The organism is Snodgrassella sp. CS2 (genome assembly GCF_050310315.1).
GTDB lineage: Bacteria > Pseudomonadota > Gammaproteobacteria > Burkholderiales > Neisseriaceae > Snodgrassella > Snodgrassella alvi_E.
In genome coordinates, this window is the sequence record NZ_JBNPBA010000001.1 from 653,904 (window position 1) to 670,974 (window position 17,071).

Consider the following 17,071-nt stretch of genomic DNA (forward strand, 5'->3'; position numbering starts at 1 on the left):
AGGATAGATTTATTTATCATTCACCAATGGCACAAATAAAGTCTGTTGGACACAGGTTTCCTGATAGCCTTCGGCTGTTTTATCAATTACCCACAAAAACTGCACGCCTCCCTCATCCAGTGGCAACACCATGCGCCCGCCAATAGAAAGTTGCTGCAACAGCGGCAAGGGGACTTCTTTCGGTGCAGCGGTGAGAATAATGCAATCAAAAGGTGCTTCCTGAGGTAAGCCCAGATAGCCATCGCCACATACCAGCCGTGCATGGGCAAGTAAACGAACTGCACGCAGGTTTTGTTTGGCGCGCTCATGTAGCGGACGCAACCGCTCAATAGAATAAATTTCGCGTAAACCCAGTGCTTGTAGAATAGCCGTCTGATATCCGCAGCCGGTCCCGATTTCCAGAATACGCAGACTCGGGTTGATAGCGCGTCTGGCAAACAACAACTGCGTCATCACTGCCACAGTATACGGCTGGGAAATGGTCTGTCCCAACCCTAAAGGCAGCGACATATCATCATACGCATGCGAACGCAGTGCTTCTTCAACAAAAACGTGACGCGGCACAGCAGTCATAGCGGATAACACTTCCGTGCGGGTAATTCCCATTTGGCGCAGTCTTTCTACCATCCGTGCCCGCCGGAATTCATAGCCTGTCCAGCTCACGCCTTGTCCCACTTCTGTCACCACTGAACATCTTGCAAAAAAGTGCTGACTGCACCCATTTGCTGATAATCAGTTAAATCAAGGGTAAGCGGTGTAATAGTCACGAAACCGGCTTCATTGTCGCTAAAATCCGTATCCTGCCAGCTGGTATCGGCAGGCCCTACACCACCAATCCAATACATGGTTTCGCCGCGTGGACTATCTAACGGCACAATACACTGTTCGTGATGCCGTCGGCCGAGTCTGGCCACACGATAACCCTGAACACTCTCTGGAGTAACAGCCGGAATATTGATATTCCATAACAACGGTTGGTCTGGCTGCTGTGCGCATATTTTGGATAAAACAGTAGCTACCGATTTTTCAGCTGTCTCCCAGTAGCGGCCACTGCGGTCATTAATCGAAAAGGCCAGTGCCGGTATACCCATCAAAAATGCTTCGGTAGCAGCAGCTACGGTACCGGAATACAAGACATCATCGCCCATATTGGCGCCATGATTGATGCCAGAAAGCACTAAATCTGGTTTGAAATCGGACATGGTATGCAGCGCAACGTGGATACAGTCAGTGGGCGTGCCGTTGACATAAAAAAAGCCATTAGCAGCTTTTTTTATCGACAGAGGACGATTGAGGGTAAATGAGTTACTTACACCACTTTGGTCGCTTTCCGGTGCCACGACTCTTACTTCGGCAAACTCTGCCGCCACCTTCGCTAGTAGAGCTAATCCTGCGGATAAATATCCATCATCGTTACAAATTAAAATTCTCATACCTATCCCAGTTAAAAATCTTTGTCTTGCTACAACTGGGCTACTTTAAGCCCATAGAAATTGCTGGTAGCCTGTTTCAATTATTGAAATAAAAGGCTGGAGACACCTGAAAGCCATCTGCAGGCAACTGCCAGAATCTCTGCTGAAACCTATCTGCTTTAAGCTCAGCCACTAATTATAAGGGTTTACACCTGTTCTGACAGCTATATATGCTGATTTTGTGCCAACAAACAAGCATGCAATGCAGATATTCTGTGTAAAACGACCAGACAGGATGTATTGATTAACTGTTATCAATGGAAACTGTGTAAAAGTAATAACATAAAAAACGAACCGAAACGGTTCGTTTTTTTAGACTACTAAGATGTAGGCAATGAAAGAATTGAGCATTTGCATTTCAGCAATCAATCGCTATTGACCTGCTTTTACCTGCTGAAACAGGCGTACCGCCAGACGCACTGCATCCTGAGATTTGGGTGATACCACAAAACTTTTATCCAGCACTGCCTGTGTGGGGAATATACTTGGATCACTACTGATTTTGCTATTCATCAGAGCCCGTGCCGGTTTGCTGGCCGGAGCAAACGTTACATAATTACCATTTTTGGCAGCCACTTTAGGATCAAGAGTGTAATTGATGTATTTAAGCGCATTGGCAACATTCTGAGCATCTTTGGGAATCATAAATGAATCAATCCAAATACCCACTCCCTCTTTCGGTGCCAGTACCTCTAAATGAACGCCGCTTTTGGCATCCTCAGCTCGTTTTTTGGCTATATTCAGGTCGCCGCCATAGCCTGTAGCTACACACAGGTCTCCGCGCGCCATATCATCTATATAGCCTGAAGAACTAAAGCGCTTGATGTCATTACGCACAGATTTAATCAAATTGGTTGCCGCACGGATATCCTCCGGCGCACTACTGTTCGGGTCTTTACCCAGATAATGCAGAGCCAGAGGATACAGCTCGGTAGGGCTGTCAAACAGCGAAATGCCACAGCTTTTGAGTTTATGCGTATAGGCAGGATTGAATACCAAGTCCCACAGATTATCTGGCAGCTTGCCGTCCAGTGCTTTATCAACCAGAACCTTATTGATGCCAATGGTATTCATACCCCAGAAATAAGGTACTGCGTATTTATTACCTGGATCGACCTTATCCATCATTTTTAGCAGATTAGGGTCGATATTATTGTAGTAAGACAGCTGGCTTTTGTTAACGGGCTGATAGGCGCCCGCCTTGATTTCGCGGCCGACATTGGCTATAGACGGCACCACCAAATCATAGCCGGAACGGCCAATCAGGATTTTAGCTTCTAGTGTTTCGTTACTGTCATAATAGTCGTAACGAACTTTGATTTTATTTTCTTTTTCAAAAGTTTTTACGGTATCAGGGTCTACGTAATCCGACCAGTTGTAGATATTGAGCTGATCTGTGGGATTCATGACTCCGTTAGTGGAGGCCGCATTTTTGTTTGCTGTACCGGCATCCGAGCATGCAGCAATCAGCACACTGACGATGGCTGACAATACCAGTGATTTTTTCATACACGATTTCCAATTTGTATGCCCACAGTAATGAGGGAAGCAAGTATCTATATGACGTGCACCAGCACAGCCACCTCTAAACCGACATTAAACTGTGAAATACAGCACCACGCAAGAGTATTTGGCAAATTATTACAGTGTATGCACCCAGCAAGGACACAAACTTGCCCGATATGCTAAAAAATCGTACGGAAAAACCAAAATAATACACCGGCCAGCAGTATGGAAACAGGTAGGGTCAATACCCACGCCATAACCAGATTGCGGATGGTAGACTTTTGCAATCCACTTTTATTGGCAGCCATGGTACCGGCAATACCCGAAGTCAGTACATGTGTGGTGCTGACCGGTAAGCCAAAACGGTCGGCAGCAAAAATCAGCGAAGCAGTCACCAGCTCGGCAGAAGCACCCTGTGCATACGATAAATGAGTTTTACCGATTTTTTCGCCCACTGTTACCACAATTCTCTTCCAACCCACTAGTGTACCTAGTCCCAGCGCTAGTGCCACCAGTACCTTCACCCACACCGGAATATACTTGGTAGCATGATCTATAGACGTATGATAAGCCTTCAAACTCGCTATTTGTGCCGAATTAAGATTATATTGGCGATGCAAGCTATTTTTTTGCAGCAAGGTTAGCGATTCTGACACCAGATACATATCATTGCGAATATTGCCTACCTGCTCCGGCGGCAGATTACGCAGGCTGTCGCTTTTACTGACATCATGCGCCACAATATGCACCAGCTGCGCGAGCGCTGCCAGCTGCTGCGGCGTACCCTGCTTGTCTTCTACCAAAGCAGTGACCTCAGCACGTGCATCTGCATTTTGCGGCAGTACCAAGCCCGCTGGCAGCAATCCTTCTATAGTTTGCTGGGCAGAAAGCGAATTAGCCGAAAACTTCACCCATTCTTCTCTGGGCACAGCATGATTCAATGCATAGGCCATTGGGACGGTTCCTATCAAAATCAGCATAATTAGTCCCATGCCTTTCTGACCATCGTTCGAACCATGTGCAAAGCTTACCGTGGTACAGGTAAAAATCAGCAATAGGCGTATCGGCCACGGTGGCGGAGCGTCATTTTCCGGTGCACGGTACAAGGCTGGTATTCGCAGCAATTTTTTCGATAAAATCAGCAGCAGACCAGCCAGCACAAAACCAAGCAGCGGAGAAAAAAGCAGGGATTCGCCCACATTGATCACCTGTTTCCAGCTCACGCCACTGGTACCCAGATGAGCAGACATTAGCTGATTGGCCACTCCGACACCGATAATCGAACCAATCAACGTATGCGAACTGGATGCAGGCAAACCCAGCCACCAGGTACTAAGGTTCCAGATAATTGCTGCGGACAATAATGCAAATATCATTGCATATCCGACGCCACTGCCCATATGTAGAATCAGTTCAACCGGCAGCAGTGAAATCACACCATAAGCAACAGCACCGGTAGATAGCATTACCCCGAGAAAATTAAACACACCAGACCAGATTACAGCAGTATTAGGACTGAGCGAGCGCGTGTAAATCACGCTGGCTACGGCATTGGCCGTATCATGAAACCCATTCACAAACTCAAATGCCAGTGCAATCAGCAAAGCAACTGTTAATAAGGCATAGACCAGCAATGAAGACCGGGGAATACCCTGCAGATCATGATAGATACACACCGCAGCATAAGCTAATCCGCTAAGCAATATCAGCAGAAACAAAACAATACTTACTTTACCCGTTTTCCCAGATACAGACATAATTGCCCCAGACGACGAGGTCGTAGACGAAGCAGACACAGTTTTCTCCCTATTAGCAGGTGCTATCCTGACTTATTGTAAAAGACCAACATGACAACTTTGTGACAGACACAATAATTTTGCCGGCTGTTGGTTTTTCTCCTTAAAAGCCTATTTTTTTTCGCTGTTCAAGCAGCGACTTATCACATACTAATCTCAGCAAGACACAGCTTTGCTTAGCCTCAACCATATGGAATTCATTCGCTATTTTGTTACATTGAGTATACAGACAGTCTATATAATCTGCCACGATTTACCGGAGTCAATCTGTTTACTACCAGATACAGTGTCAGCCAATTCTCAGTGACGTACATACTTGTGCTACTGCCGCAAGCTTATCTAGCCGGCTTTCTCAATCACACATTTAGCTCATGCAGATAAACATTTATTAGCCGCAACAGCCACATTCAGTCAGTCGTTTATCATTACATTTATTGAAATAAAACCACAAACATTGACGATAACATTTTTATTTCTTAAAGTAACAGTCACAGCAGCATTACGGCCACAATACCATTAATTTGATTCATAAAAATCAACACTAATCACAAATATTCCGCATATACCAATCAATTTTAAGCCAACATACTCACACATTGAGGAGAAACCACATGCAAACATGGGTACAAAACTACTCGGCATTAGGCAACAGTGTCTACCTGACCCTACTGGCTGCCCTGTTACCCATAATATTTTTCTTCGTGGCACTTACTGTCTTGCGCATGAAAGGCCATATTGCCGGAGCCATCACCTTGGTTCTTGCAATTATCGTGGCCGTAGCAGCCTATAAAATGCCGCCGGTACTTGCATTATCGTCCGCATTATATGGTTTTTTCTATGGCCTGTGGCCAATAGCTTGGATTATCATTACAGCCGTATTTCTGTATAACCTGACCGTTAAAACCGGCCATTTTGACATCATCCGCGCTTCGATTCTCTCTATCACCGAAGATCAGCGTCTACAACTGCTGCTCATCGGTTTTTGCTTCGGCTCCTTTCTAGAAGGTGCAGCTGGATTCGGAGCACCGGTTGCTATTAGTGCGGCACTGCTGGTAGGGTTGGGTTTCAGACCCTTGTTTGCAGCTGGCTTATGCCTGATTGCAGATACTGCTCCGGTAGCCTTTGGGGCACTGGGTATTCCGATTCTGGTCGGTGGACAGGTTTCTGGTATCGATCCCTTTCATATTGGCCAGCTGGCCGGTCGCCAACTGCCAATGATGTCTGTTGTTATACCGTTTTATCTGATATTTATCATGGATGGCATGCGGGGTATTCGCCAAACCTGGCCGGCACTGCTGGTGTCTGGCGTATCCTTTGCCGGCACACAGTTTATTACCGCCAATTTCATTGGCCCCGAATTACCTGATGTAACTTCAGCCCTCGTTAGTATGGTGTGCCTGACTCTGTTTTTACAAAAATGGCAGCCCAAACAAATATTCACCTTTAACGGCATGCAGCAGTCCAGCACTGAGCGCAAAACCACAGAATATAGTAAAAAACAAATTATGCTGGCATGGTCACCGTTTGTTATCCTAACTGTGTGTGTGGCCGTATGGACAATCAAACCGCTGCAATCATGGTTGAATTCATTCAGTCAGATTAAGATTCACTGGCCAATGCTGGATAATTTGGTTATCAAAACAGCTCCTATCGTTGCTGAAAACGCTCCGATAGCGGCTGAATTCAAGCTGAATATTCTTGGCGCGGTTGGTACCTCCATTCTGCTGGCCGCCATCATTTCCGTGCTTATCCTGAAAATTAAACCACGTCTTGCCATTGATACATTCAAAAGCACTCTGTACGACCTGCGTTTTCCGGTGCTTTCTATCGGGCTGGTATTGGCCTTTGCCTATGTGGTTAACTACTCAGGCCTATCCTCAACACTGGCTCTGGCACTGGCTGATACCGGCAAAGCATTTCCTTTTTTCTCACCATTTCTCGGCTGGGTAGGCGTATTCCTAACCGGCTCCGACACTTCTGCAAATGCCCTGTTTGGTGCACTACAGGCCAATACAGCCTTGCAGGTAGGCATGGATCCTGTATTGGCTGTGGCAGCCAATTCTGTTGGTGGGGTAACTGGCAAAATGATATCCCCACAATCTATTGCCATTGCCTGTGCCGCAGTGGGACTGGCGGGCAAGGAATCTGACTTGTTCCGCTTTACTGTGCGTCACAGTCTGTTTTTCTGTCTGATTGCCGGTATATTTACATTGGTGCAAACCTATTTACTTCCATGGACACTGACTCTGTTTTGATTGACACAAAAACGCCCGCTAAACCAGCGGGCTTTTTTAGGGCGTAACTTCAGTATCAGCCACCTGTTTTGGCCATAATGCGCACAATCTTATCCGGCTGCTCATTAAATTCATGCTTTTCCGGCTTTAAATCCACTGCATGCCGGATGGCTGCTTCTAATTGCTCATCGCTACAGCTTGCAGCCAGCAAAGGCTTCAGAGCCATACTTTGATCCTGACCCAGACACAGATACAACGTACCATCAACCGACATCCGCACCCGATTGCAGGTAGCACAGAAATGCTGCGAGCGCGGTGTAATTAACCCTAGCGTAAAACGGCCATCAACACTTTCCCAATATTTAGCTGGCCCGCCACCATAAACACGCTGGCTCTCATGCAACTGATATTTTGGCCGCAGATTTTCAATTAGTTCGAGCAGATTGAAATACTCCAGTTTACGTCCGCTCATACCCATTGGCATAACCTCAATCAGGCGCAAAATAAAGCCGTTTTCAATACAGAACGCCACCATATCGTCAATATCAGCAGTATTAACGCCGGGCAGCGGCACCATATTGATTTTAATCCGTTCAAAACCAGCATCGCGTGCCGCCTGCAAACTGTCTATTACTTTATCAAAACTATCCTTGCCGGATATCTCCTGCACACATTCTCGTCGCAAGGAATCAAGACTAACATTCAGCCGATTGAGCCCTGCTTGGCGCAAATCAGAAGCATATTTCTTTAGCTGCGTGCCATTGGTGGTTAAAGACAAATCCTCTACCCCTGGCAATGCTGCCAGCCGTGCCACCAGTTCAGGCAAATTTTTTCGCAGCAACGGCTCACCGCCGGTTAACCGAAACCGCGACACCCCCATGCGCGCAAAAGCTCCGGCCACCCGCTCGATCTCCGCAAACGACAACCAGTTTGCTGGCTTTTCAAATTCTGTAAATCCTTGCGGAATACAATAAGTACAGCGTAAATCGCATTTATCCGTTACCGAAATGCGCAGATAATCAATACGTCTGTTGAAGCGGTCAATCAGCATGAGTAAAGTAAGTGCCTGATAAAGAATATTATTCCCGTAATGGCAAATTTCTAGAAAACTTGAGAAAAAACAGCTATTTTATATTATTTTTCTGCATAAATACAATTGCATCAACAGCAGCCATCTGCCACAGCAGGAAAAAAAACGGCATAATAAACCATTATTGATTGCTATATGTTTGCTTCATGATTACCGTGATTTATCTGGCACGCTTTGCCGAAGAGCTTGGTCTGACACAGGAACAGCTTCCTCTAAACTTTACCGACACTAATACCCTTCTCTCACACCTACGTCAGCGCGGCAAACCTTGGCAACAGGTACTGGCTGAGGGGAATGTCTACAAAATTGCCGTCAATAACGTTATCCGGCATGGCAATACCAGCCTACAGGACGGAGACAGCATCGCACTGCTGCCACCAGTAACAGGAGGCTGATATGCAGACAAGGATTCTGATACAGACGGAAGATTTCAATCTCAGCCACGAACTGGCACTGGCAGAAGCCAGTGCACCAGATTGTGGAGCTGTCGTCAGCTTCATTGGCAAAGTGCGAGGTAATGACAATCCGCAGCAGCCTCTCAGCCACCTTTTTCTCACCCACATGCCCGAAGTTACAGAGAATGAAATCAGCAATATCATCACTCAGGCGGCACAACGCTGGACATTACCTTATGTTTGCGTGATTCATCGCATCGGCAACTTGCCCGTAGGCGCTCAAATCGTACTTGTCCTTACCGCCAGTGGCCATCGCGAACATGCTTATCAGGCCAATCACTTCATCATGGATTATCTTAAAACCGAAGCACCATTCTGGAAAAAAGAATGTTTTGCCAATGGTAAACAGCATTGGGTAGAAATGAAACACAGCGACCAACAGCGTAAGCAATCATGGCAATAAATGCTCAGCTTGGCCTGATTATACTGGCCGGCGGACTCGGTACTCGTGTTGGCGGAGCCAACAAAGCCCTACTGCCACTTAACGGACAACCTCTGCTCACGCTTGTTCTACAACAGCTGCACCATTGTAGCGAGCACATCATTATTAGTGCCAATCGCGATATCGACAAGTTGAGCCGCTACGGATATCCCGTCTGTACCGATCTACCCGACTATCAGCAAATGGGACCACTGGCCGGTATAGTCAGCGCTGCACAAACCTTACCATCACACATCGAATATGTGCAGATAGTACCTTGCGACCTGCCCTTTCTAAGCGCTGAGATTATTAACGGCCTGTCTCAGACACTGTATCAACAGCCAGAGCTGGATATCGTTTGTGCCGCAGACAATAGCAATCTGCATCCCATTGTCTGCCAGATGCGCCGGCATCATTTAGCAGCTATTCAACAACAACTGCACAGCAACGGCTCACACAGCATGCGCTCTATTATTCAACCATACCGCCATGCTATCGTTACCTTTGCCAACAGCCACCCTTTTACCAACTACAACAGCAGCGCCATGTTTACCTGACTACGCTGCGGAGTAACAACATCATGATGGATTTTTATCAGGGACAGGAAACCCTGCTACAACAGACCGTCCGCGTAGTAGATAGCGAGACTGTAACACTGAATCAGGCTGCCGGTCGCATTTTGGCACAGACGCTCATCGCCACGGCCGATGCGCCAGCTTTCGACAACAGTGCCATGGACGGCTACGCCGTGTGCGGACTGGACTGCAAAGAATGGCAGCTTATTGGCACAGCTGCGGCTGGAGACAACCGGCAACAGACCTTGCAACACGGACAGGCTATGCGCATCTACACCGGCGCCGGCATTCCGCTTCAAACTGACGCCGTTATCATGCAAGAAAAAACCAGCGTCAATGGAAACATTCTTACCAGCACCCATACAGTTAATACTGGTGAAAACATACGCCGTCAAGGCGAAGAACTAAAGCAGGGCACTGTTTTACTACCGGAAGGTGCTTTGCTTACCCCTCAGGCCATCGGGCTAGCAGCTTCACAAGGTGCCTGTGAACTGCCAGTGTACCGCAAACTACGCGTCAGCGTATTCACCACCGGCGATGAACTGGTAAGTGGCAATTACAAGCTCGAGCAGCATCAGATATACGACAGCAACCGGCCAATGCTGCTAGCTTGTTTGCGCCAGTATGCATTTATCGAGGTTATTGATGGCGGCATTTTGCCGGATAAGCTCGACATCATTACCGATACCCTCGCCCGCGCAGCAGCCGACAGCGACAGTATTATTATTTCAGGAGGCGCCTCAGTTGGCGACCGCGATCTGGTTAAACCAGCTTTACAGCAGCTGGGCACCATCGAGCACTGGAAACTCGCAATAAAACCCGGTAAACCTTTTGGATGGGGCACAATCGACCTATGCCGTGTCATGCTCCTGCCTGGCAATCCGGTGGCCAGCTTCGTTACCTTCAAACTAATGGGACTGCCAGCACTACAAACCGCCGCCGGCCGCCCTATTCAGCAATCCCTACCCGCATGCTATCAGGCTAAAGCAGCCTTCAGCATCGCTCCAAATCATCAGAAAAGACGAGAGTTTCTACGTGGTACCCTATGCTTTACCAAAAATGGTCCTGAAGTTCAGCTTCTGGATAAACAAGGCTCACATATGCTATCTAGTTGCGTAAATGCTCAAGTTTTAATCGATATTCCACCGCAAACTGATATTCATCAAGGGCAATGGCTGACTGTACATCCCATATAAATTATTTACTCTACTGAAAACTTCAAAAGCCTGTAGAAAATACAGGCTTTTAATTTAATTTCGAAACAATTGAATTATATTCAGACTGAAATTGAATTTAGCCTACCAAAATTCAAACATTTATTTCTATAGCTTGAAATTTTATTCTTGCCTGACCTATGAATGATAAAAAAATAAATTCTCTATCTTTAGGTTGATTAGACCCTTTTTTAAAAGCAAACAATACATAAGTTATGAAAAGCATTAAAGCTTTCTAAACAATTAGCATTTGGCACTACTAAAATTTAAAGTCTTTTAGTCCAATTTTTACATTTATAGCAGAGTATTAAAAATACTTCTTATCGTTTGCTGAAAACATAGTACATCTATATATATTTGTATTAATGTATCCAATAAAATAAAGATCTAATATATCAGATTATATATTATTAAAATACTTTAAAAAATAATAAAATATGGTTACTTAATCAATTAAAACACTGATTAAATTTCACTATCGTTTTAATATTCCTATATCCTTATAACAAATTACGGTAAAATATATTCCAAGCAAAATACACAATAAATCTTCATATATAACATAAGGATTAGGTATATCCGGCAATACTTTCGCATACTCCAAAGGTAAATTTATGTTAGGATTATAAGGATCATAAATGATTTTTTCTGTAGAATATTGATTCGAATCCCATTCACTGGAAGGGATATATCGCATTCTGCCTCTAGTGAGCGCATAGCCCTCGCTAAATACCCGTAGATTATCATTATTATAAGTTTTACCATTAACTTCAAAGTAATAACGATAATGATAAATAGGTGCCCTAAGAGATTTACTATTATTATTTGTTGAATATTCTGAATAACTATATATTATTTGTCCTTCAGTGACACATTTCTTAAGCTTACAATTCAGACTCAATAGATATTTAGCTTTATTTTGTAGTGAAATATAAAATTTTTGTTTATCAACTATGGAATGTACTAAACAAGACATCCCCAGCATGATGATAAATGGCCCGATGGTCATAAAAAAAAATTTCTCAAATTTGGTCATTTAATCTAATTTCTATATACAGATAAATGTTCACGTACGGTTCCGGCTAATAAATGTCTTATTGAAATTGATCGTCCAAATTGACTGTTTAAATCTATTATTTTCAATAAAGGTAAATAATTTAAGAGCTTATCATTAATTTTAATGTTTAGGTATCTTTCCCATCAGTAAAAATGGATTGGCTCCGCCACGTTGCCAGCCTTCATCACTCAGAAGCATATCCAATATCAAAGAAGCCAGATCATCTGCTATTGGATCAGCATACTGCTGTTTAGCCAGACGATAACGTTTACGGTAAGCATTACAGCTGGGGCAACATTCTGCTTCAGTTGCAGCCAGAACACCTTCTGTAGCCTGCTCTATACGCTGTATACCTAAATCACGACTATTATCACAGAAGCTACAGCGAGCGCGCACACTGTGCCAGCGGCTATTGCACAGGCCACAACAGAGATAGCGCAAACCTTCAAGTTCACCATGGCCGATTATCACAGCACCAACGGCATCGGTACCACAGCAAGGACAAAATCCAGGTTCTGGGCATGGTTTTACTGTGTCTGCTGCTAAGCTTCTTGCCACCAATGTGTAGATAATCTGTACAACAGCATTCAACCATATTTGATAATCCTGCTGTGCTAGACCTAGCTGCTGACTGATTGCCTGCTGGCACAACCGGATGCGCTCCTCGCTGCTAAGAGGCAATATTTCCTGCCATACTTGTACCGCCGTAGGTGACAACTGCTCGTGGAGCAAAGTATATAAATCAGTAAACAGCTGGTCGGCTAAGCCACGATTCTCACTCAGCAAAGCCGGTGTGAGTGGTAAATCTCCCTCATTAGTGGCAGGCAATACCCAGTCTGCCTCTGTATAACGCTCTAGTAAACTTTGCTGAGCTGTACATACCTCTGCCATCAACTGCAAATATGGCTGCCAATCGCTATTGTCTTCAGCGGCCAGTTCGTTTAGGCGCAAGGCACGCTGGCTAAAAATATCAGCAGCGGGCTGCTGCCAAAACGGGATATGAAAGAATGCCTGAGCCTGTATGGCTTCCGGTGTTGCTTGTGTTTTCATGTATCTTAGTTTATGTGAAGGATTGCTGCGTAACCATTGCTAACGTTAAACAGCTAGTATTAAGAATCAAAATAACCAAGTTTAACTAAAAACATGTATTTTGTCTGGTTTTACCGCAGTGCCTAGAATTTAATCGGCCATACAACGCCAGTAGAAATATTGCAGTACAGCATATACCTGTTTCGTCTGAATCACTGTAGTACATAAAAAAGGTTCAGATGTCTCTGAACCTTTTTAGTACCTCAAAGCGAATTATTTGATACCCAATGTTTTTTCATAGGCACGCGCTTTTTCATCATCGAAATCATGCTCCCAGCGTGAAATAACCAGTGAAGCCAGTGCATTACCGATTACGTTTACAACGGTGCGGCCCATATCCAGAATACGGTCGATACCAAGGATAAAGCCTAGACCTTCCAATGGTATGGAAGTAGTGGCCAGCGTGGCAGACAATACCAGAAAGGATACGCCCGGTACACCAGCAATACCTTTAGAGGCCACCATCAGGGTAATGACAATCATAATCTGGTCGGTCACAGACAGGGAAATGCCGTATAACTGAGCCAGAAAAATTACGGCAATACTCTGATACAGAGTAGAACCATCCAAGTTAAAGGAATAGCCTGTGGGGATAACAAAGCTGGTAATGGATTTCGGCGCACCATAGGCTTCCATTTTCTCAATCATTTTGGGCAGCGCTGTTTCAGAGCTGGAGGTTGAGAACGCCACAATCAATTCATCTTTAAGAATTTTGATGATGGTGAAAATGTTAAAACGGCAGAAATAGGCTACACCACCCAGTATCACCAGCGTAAACACAATCATGGCCAAATATACAATCAGAATCAGCTTCATCAGCGGTATCAGGGAGCCGAAACCGAATTTGCTGATGGTTACTGTCATGAGACCAAACACACCAATTGGCGCATAGCGCATAATCATATTGGTGATTTTAAACATTACGTCTGAAATGACTTTCAGAAAATCAGAGAAAAACAAACGCTGATTATCCGGCAGTTTGGTCAATCCCAAACCAAAGAATACACAGAAAAAGATTACAGGTAAGATTTCGCCGGTGCTAAGTGAATCAAAGATATTATGCGGAATCATGTCCAGAATCATGACAACAAGGCCATGCGGCTTTTCAGCCAAGGCTTCACTTTTCTGCACATACTGTGTAACGTTGCTGTGCTGCAGATTAGATATATCGATACCACTGCCAGGATGAAACAAATTACCAAACAGCAGACCCACGCCAATGGCAATGGTGGTAATGATTTCGAAATAGAGAATGGTTTTGCCACCTAGTCTACCCAGACTTTTGGAATTACCCAGTCCGGCAATACCAAGTGTGAGGGTACTGAGTATAATCGGCAAAACAATCATTTTAATTAGGCGGATAAAAATATCGCCCATGGGCTGTAATACGTTGACTACCCAAGATTGATAGGTTTTGTAGTATGGATGAGACGGATCTGAAAAGGTATGCAGATACAATCCCACTGCTACCCCCATAATCAGGGCAAAAAGAATTTGCCAGGCCAAATTACGGCTATATCGTTTAATAATCGATAACATAGTCGTCCTTACAGTAATTGGTAATATAGTTCTTATTCAGTCTTACAAGCGAAACAAAAACAATAGAGTATACCCTATTATTTTTAGTTTTATGTATGCGTTAAGGATGAAAAAAATTGAGGGTGGGTATAAATTACTTGGCGATGATGACGCGCAAAACCCACCAGCGTGATATTAGCCTTGTGAGCTAAATCAATGGCATAGGTAGTGGGCGCAGATACAGCCACGATACACCCGATACCGGTAATTGCTGATTTCATTACCATTTCAAAACTAGCGCGACTGGACAATACCACAAAACCCTGCTTCCAATCCACTTTTGCTTGCAACCCCCAGCCAATTAGTTTGTCCAAAGCATTGTGTCGGCCAATGTCTTCACGCGCGGTTACAATTGTGCCATCACCATCAGCCCACGCCACACCATGAACGGAACCAGTTTGCGCGCGCAGGCGTTGATGATGGTTAAAATCGGTCAAAGCAGCGCCTATTTTGCTAAATTCGAGATTCACTGAACGCATTATAGGGGTAATTGCCGGCTGTACGGCAGCGAGGCTGTCAAGACCACATAAGCCACAGCCGCTACGTCCACTCATTTGCCGGCGCCGGTTTTTCAGGCGGGCAAAAGCAGCACTGGCCAGCTCAATGTCTGCTACCAAACCATGCTGTTGTTCGCTAATTTCAATGGCGTAAATCTGTTCCTTGTTTTCAATGATACCTTCACTAAAGCTGAATCCGAGAGCTAGCTCGGCAATGTTATCCGGCGTAGCCATCAGTACCACGTGGGATATACCGTTATAAACCAGTGCTACTGGGATTTCGGCACTGATATCGTCACAGATGCTGCTGCATTTTCCGTCCTGAGCTACCCAGACAGTACGGCTTTCGGCGGGAGTGTGAATCATGGGATTTAGGTCCCTACATGCAGGGAGTAGTGCTAAGAGGCTGTCCTGAATATTCTTCAGGACAGATTAGAGAATCAATATTTACCTGTCTTAATAATGTCACCAGACAGGCTAGCTGCATAAAGGCACGCGTTTTATTCGCTACTTTGCGTCGTAGATGTACGCTGCGCTTTGGCGGCTTTTTTGGCCATCATTTCACGATACCAGCGCGGATGATGTTTTTTCGCCCATTCCTGCGTCACTACACCTTCAACCATAGCTGGAATGGTGCCTTTTATCCACAGAGCCGCATACACATGGATAATGATACCAACTATCAACAAAATGGCAGAAGCCGAATGCACCAGCAAGGCAATCCGCACCACCCAAATAGGAAAATAGCCGGAGAAAAACTGCCGCCACGCAATCAGACCACTGATAAACAGCAGCGCCATGCTAATCGTCATCAGCCAAAACATGCATTTCTGTCCGGCGTTGTATTTACCGGTATCACCGATTTCCTTACCCAGCAGGATGTGCTTGATACCCAGCATCCATTTGATATCGTCGCGCTCGAAAAAATTATGTTTCACATAGCGGAAAAACTGGATAAAAAATCCTAAAAACATAATGACGCCGATAAACGGATGCAAGATGCGCGCCAGCTGCGGAGAACCAAATACTTCAGTGAGCCAGAAAAAAGAGGGATAGAAAAAGCCAAGACCGGATACGGCCAGCAGTACGAAACAGCCGGCCACAACCCAGTGGTTAAAACGCTCGGATTTTTTATAGCGCTGAATTAATAATTTTTTTGTCATTATGCGTCGCCTTTGTCTTCGAGGATTTCACCATCACGATTCAGAACTTCCTGTTCATCATCATCAGGACGATTGGGACCAATGGTAATGTAATGTAGCCAGCCAGCAAAAGCGGCGGCGGCAATACCAAAGGCGGCTATTGGTTTAAGCATACTTTTCCATAGCTTAACTGTGGTACTGATATGCGGATTATCCGGCAAACCGTGATACAGGCTGGGTTTATCGGCATGATGCAAAACATACATTACATGGGTACCGCCTACTCCCTGCGGGTCGTAAAGTCCGGCCTTTTCGAAGCCACGCTGTTTTAAATCCTTGATGCGTTCACTAGCCAAAAACTTCATGTCTTCCTTGCTACCAAAATGTATGGCACCAGTAGGACAAGTTTTCACACAAGCCGGTTCCTGCCCCACGGCCACACGGTCGGAACACAATGTACATTTGTAGGCACGGTTGTCTTTTTTGGAGATACGCGGGATATTGAAAGGACAGCCGGAAATACAGTAGCCACAGCCAATACAGTTTTCCTGATGAAAATCCACAATACCATTCTCATATTGAATGATGGCACCTGGAGAAGGACAGGCTTTCAGACAGCCAGGATCGGCACAGTGCATGCAACCATCTTTACGAATTAACCATTCCAGCTTGCCGTTTTCTTCAGTTTCTGAAAAGCGCATAACGGTCCAACTATCAGCGCTTAGGTCGATTGGATTATCGTAAACGCCATGATTAGTACCAATTTCGTCGCGAATGTCATTCCATTCGGAACAAGCTGCCTGACAAGCCTTGCAGCCGATGCAAGTAGAAACATCTATTAGTTTGGCAATTTCTATGGGCTTACGAGCCTGCGGTAGCGGCGTGAGCTGATTAGTGGCCGAACGCCGTTTAATATCTAATGATTGTAAAGCCATGATTTATTCC

Annotated in this window: 16 protein-coding genes; 5 read left to right on the top strand and 11 right to left on the bottom strand. The window is 45.1% G+C overall.

Annotated features, from left to right (window positions below; genetic code table 11):
* Positions 1-9: 9 nt before the first annotated feature.
* The 4 genes from ACQP6D_RS03055 to ACQP6D_RS03070 form a co-directional block, all read right to left on the bottom strand.
* Positions 10-687 carry a protein-L-isoaspartate(D-aspartate) O-methyltransferase gene (locus ACQP6D_RS03055; RefSeq protein WP_323811382.1) on the bottom strand — a complete coding sequence of 226 codons (678 nt, stop codon included), beginning with the start codon at positions 685-687 and terminating at the stop codon, positions 10-12.
* Positions 681-1,433 (bottom strand): 5'/3'-nucleotidase SurE, encoded by a 753-nt coding sequence (gene surE, locus ACQP6D_RS03060; protein WP_427857402.1) that lies wholly within the window; start codon positions 1,431-1,433, stop codon positions 681-683. The genes ACQP6D_RS03055 and surE overlap by 7 nt, the downstream gene beginning before the upstream one ends.
* A gap of 411 nt (positions 1,434-1,844) precedes the next feature.
* Positions 1,845-2,981, bottom strand: coding sequence for a polyamine ABC transporter substrate-binding protein (locus ACQP6D_RS03065; RefSeq protein WP_427857403.1), 1,137 nt, complete (start codon positions 2,979-2,981; stop codon positions 1,845-1,847).
* A gap of 176 nt (positions 2,982-3,157) precedes the next feature.
* On the bottom strand, positions 3,158-4,735 hold the full coding sequence (locus tag ACQP6D_RS03070; RefSeq protein WP_267404546.1) for an inorganic phosphate transporter: 1,578 nt from the start codon (positions 4,733-4,735) through the stop codon (positions 3,158-3,160).
* Between the two features lie 650 nt (positions 4,736-5,385).
* Here ACQP6D_RS03070 and ACQP6D_RS03075 point away from each other — a divergent pair.
* Positions 5,386-7,029: a lactate permease LctP family transporter gene (locus tag ACQP6D_RS03075; protein WP_267408206.1), complete on the top strand. Its 1,644-nt coding sequence runs from the start codon at positions 5,386-5,388 to the stop codon at positions 7,027-7,029.
* A gap of 55 nt (positions 7,030-7,084) precedes the next feature.
* Here ACQP6D_RS03075 and moaA read toward each other — a convergent pair whose 3' ends face one another.
* Positions 7,085-8,059, bottom strand: a complete 975-nt coding sequence (gene moaA / locus ACQP6D_RS03080; protein ID WP_367434498.1) for a GTP 3',8-cyclase MoaA — start codon at positions 8,057-8,059, stop codon at positions 7,085-7,087.
* Between the two features lie 185 nt (positions 8,060-8,244).
* Between moaA and ACQP6D_RS03085 the strand changes: the two genes are divergently transcribed.
* From ACQP6D_RS03085 to ACQP6D_RS03100, 4 genes are read left to right on the top strand one after another with little or no spacing between them, the layout of a single operon-like run.
* The gene (locus ACQP6D_RS03085; protein WP_267391244.1) at positions 8,245-8,493 is read left to right on the top strand and encodes a MoaD/ThiS family protein; all 249 of its coding nucleotides are present in this window, start codon (positions 8,245-8,247) and stop codon (positions 8,491-8,493) included.
* Between the two features lies 1 nt (position 8,494).
* Entirely contained in the window at positions 8,495-8,956 is a 462-nt protein-coding gene (locus ACQP6D_RS03090) for a molybdenum cofactor biosynthesis protein MoaE (protein WP_367434115.1), read from the top strand.
* Positions 8,947-9,531: a molybdenum cofactor guanylyltransferase gene (gene mobA / locus ACQP6D_RS03095; RefSeq protein WP_427857404.1), complete on the top strand. Its 585-nt coding sequence runs from the start codon at positions 8,947-8,949 to the stop codon at positions 9,529-9,531. The genes ACQP6D_RS03090 and mobA overlap by 10 nt, the downstream gene beginning before the upstream one ends.
* A gap of 23 nt (positions 9,532-9,554) precedes the next feature.
* Positions 9,555-10,745: a molybdopterin molybdotransferase MoeA gene (locus tag ACQP6D_RS03100; RefSeq protein WP_427857405.1), complete on the top strand. Its 1,191-nt coding sequence runs from the start codon at positions 9,555-9,557 to the stop codon at positions 10,743-10,745.
* A gap of 493 nt (positions 10,746-11,238) precedes the next feature.
* Here ACQP6D_RS03100 and ACQP6D_RS03105 read toward each other — a convergent pair whose 3' ends face one another.
* From ACQP6D_RS03105 to fdxH, 6 genes are all read right to left on the bottom strand, one after another.
* Complete coding sequence (locus ACQP6D_RS03105) at positions 11,239-11,799, bottom strand: hypothetical protein (protein ID WP_267404555.1); 561 nt, start codon at positions 11,797-11,799, stop codon at positions 11,239-11,241.
* Between the two features lie 141 nt (positions 11,800-11,940).
* Positions 11,941-12,870 (bottom strand): formate dehydrogenase accessory protein FdhE, encoded by a 930-nt coding sequence (locus tag ACQP6D_RS03110; protein WP_370389672.1) that lies wholly within the window; start codon positions 12,868-12,870, stop codon positions 11,941-11,943.
* Positions 12,871-13,122: 252 nt separating this feature from the next.
* A complete protein-coding gene (locus ACQP6D_RS03115; protein WP_100139801.1) occupies positions 13,123-14,448 on the bottom strand; it encodes a cation:dicarboxylate symporter family transporter in 1,326 nt (441 codons plus the stop codon).
* An 89-nt stretch (positions 14,449-14,537) separates the two neighbouring features.
* On the bottom strand, positions 14,538-15,350 hold the full coding sequence (fdhD, locus tag ACQP6D_RS03120) for a formate dehydrogenase accessory sulfurtransferase FdhD (RefSeq protein ID WP_427857406.1): 813 nt from the start codon (positions 15,348-15,350) through the stop codon (positions 14,538-14,540).
* 134 nt (positions 15,351-15,484) lie between these two features.
* Complete coding sequence (locus ACQP6D_RS03125; RefSeq protein WP_427857407.1) at positions 15,485-16,147, bottom strand: formate dehydrogenase subunit gamma; 663 nt, start codon at positions 16,145-16,147, stop codon at positions 15,485-15,487.
* Positions 16,147-17,061 carry a formate dehydrogenase subunit beta gene (gene fdxH / locus ACQP6D_RS03130; RefSeq protein ID WP_100139798.1) on the bottom strand — a complete coding sequence of 305 codons (915 nt, stop codon included), beginning with the start codon at positions 17,059-17,061 and terminating at the stop codon, positions 16,147-16,149. Before fdxH ends, ACQP6D_RS03125 begins: the two co-directional genes overlap by 1 nt.
* Positions 17,062-17,071: the final 10 nt, after the last annotated feature.

Excerpts from the sequence above, each read along its gene's own strand:
- mobA (WP_427857404.1), top strand. The coding sequence starts at position 8,947 with ATGGCAATAAATGCTCAGCTTGGCCTGATTATACTGGCCGGCGGACTC.
- ACQP6D_RS03105 (WP_267404555.1), bottom strand. The coding sequence starts at position 11,799 with ATGACCAAATTTGAGAAATTTTTTTTTATGACCATCGGGCCATTTATC.
- ACQP6D_RS03110 (WP_370389672.1), bottom strand. The coding sequence starts at position 12,870 with ATGAAAACACAAGCAACACCGGAAGCCATACAGGCTCAGGCATTCTTT.
- ACQP6D_RS03115 (WP_100139801.1), bottom strand. The coding sequence starts at position 14,448 with ATGTTATCGATTATTAAACGATATAGCCGTAATTTGGCCTGGCAAATT.
- ACQP6D_RS03090 (WP_367434115.1), top strand. The coding sequence starts at position 8,495 with ATGCAGACAAGGATTCTGATACAGACGGAAGATTTCAATCTCAGCCAC.
- moaA (WP_367434498.1), bottom strand. The coding sequence starts at position 8,059 with ATGCTGATTGACCGCTTCAACAGACGTATTGATTATCTGCGCATTTCG.
- ACQP6D_RS03075 (WP_267408206.1), top strand. The coding sequence starts at position 5,386 with ATGCAAACATGGGTACAAAACTACTCGGCATTAGGCAACAGTGTCTAC.
- ACQP6D_RS03065 (WP_427857403.1), bottom strand. The coding sequence starts at position 2,981 with ATGAAAAAATCACTGGTATTGTCAGCCATCGTCAGTGTGCTGATTGCT.
- ACQP6D_RS03070 (WP_267404546.1), bottom strand. The coding sequence starts at position 4,735 with ATGTCTGTATCTGGGAAAACGGGTAAAGTAAGTATTGTTTTGTTTCTG.
- surE (WP_427857402.1), bottom strand. The coding sequence starts at position 1,433 with ATGAGAATTTTAATTTGTAACGATGATGGATATTTATCCGCAGGATTA.
- ACQP6D_RS03085 (WP_267391244.1), top strand. The coding sequence starts at position 8,245 with ATGATTACCGTGATTTATCTGGCACGCTTTGCCGAAGAGCTTGGTCTG.
- fdhD (WP_427857406.1), bottom strand. The coding sequence starts at position 15,350 with ATGATTCACACTCCCGCCGAAAGCCGTACTGTCTGGGTAGCTCAGGAC.
- ACQP6D_RS03125 (WP_427857407.1), bottom strand. The coding sequence starts at position 16,147 with ATGACAAAAAAATTATTAATTCAGCGCTATAAAAAATCCGAGCGTTTT.
- fdxH (WP_100139798.1), bottom strand. The coding sequence starts at position 17,061 with ATGGCTTTACAATCATTAGATATTAAACGGCGTTCGGCCACTAATCAG.
- ACQP6D_RS03100 (WP_427857405.1), top strand. The coding sequence starts at position 9,555 with ATGATGGATTTTTATCAGGGACAGGAAACCCTGCTACAACAGACCGTC.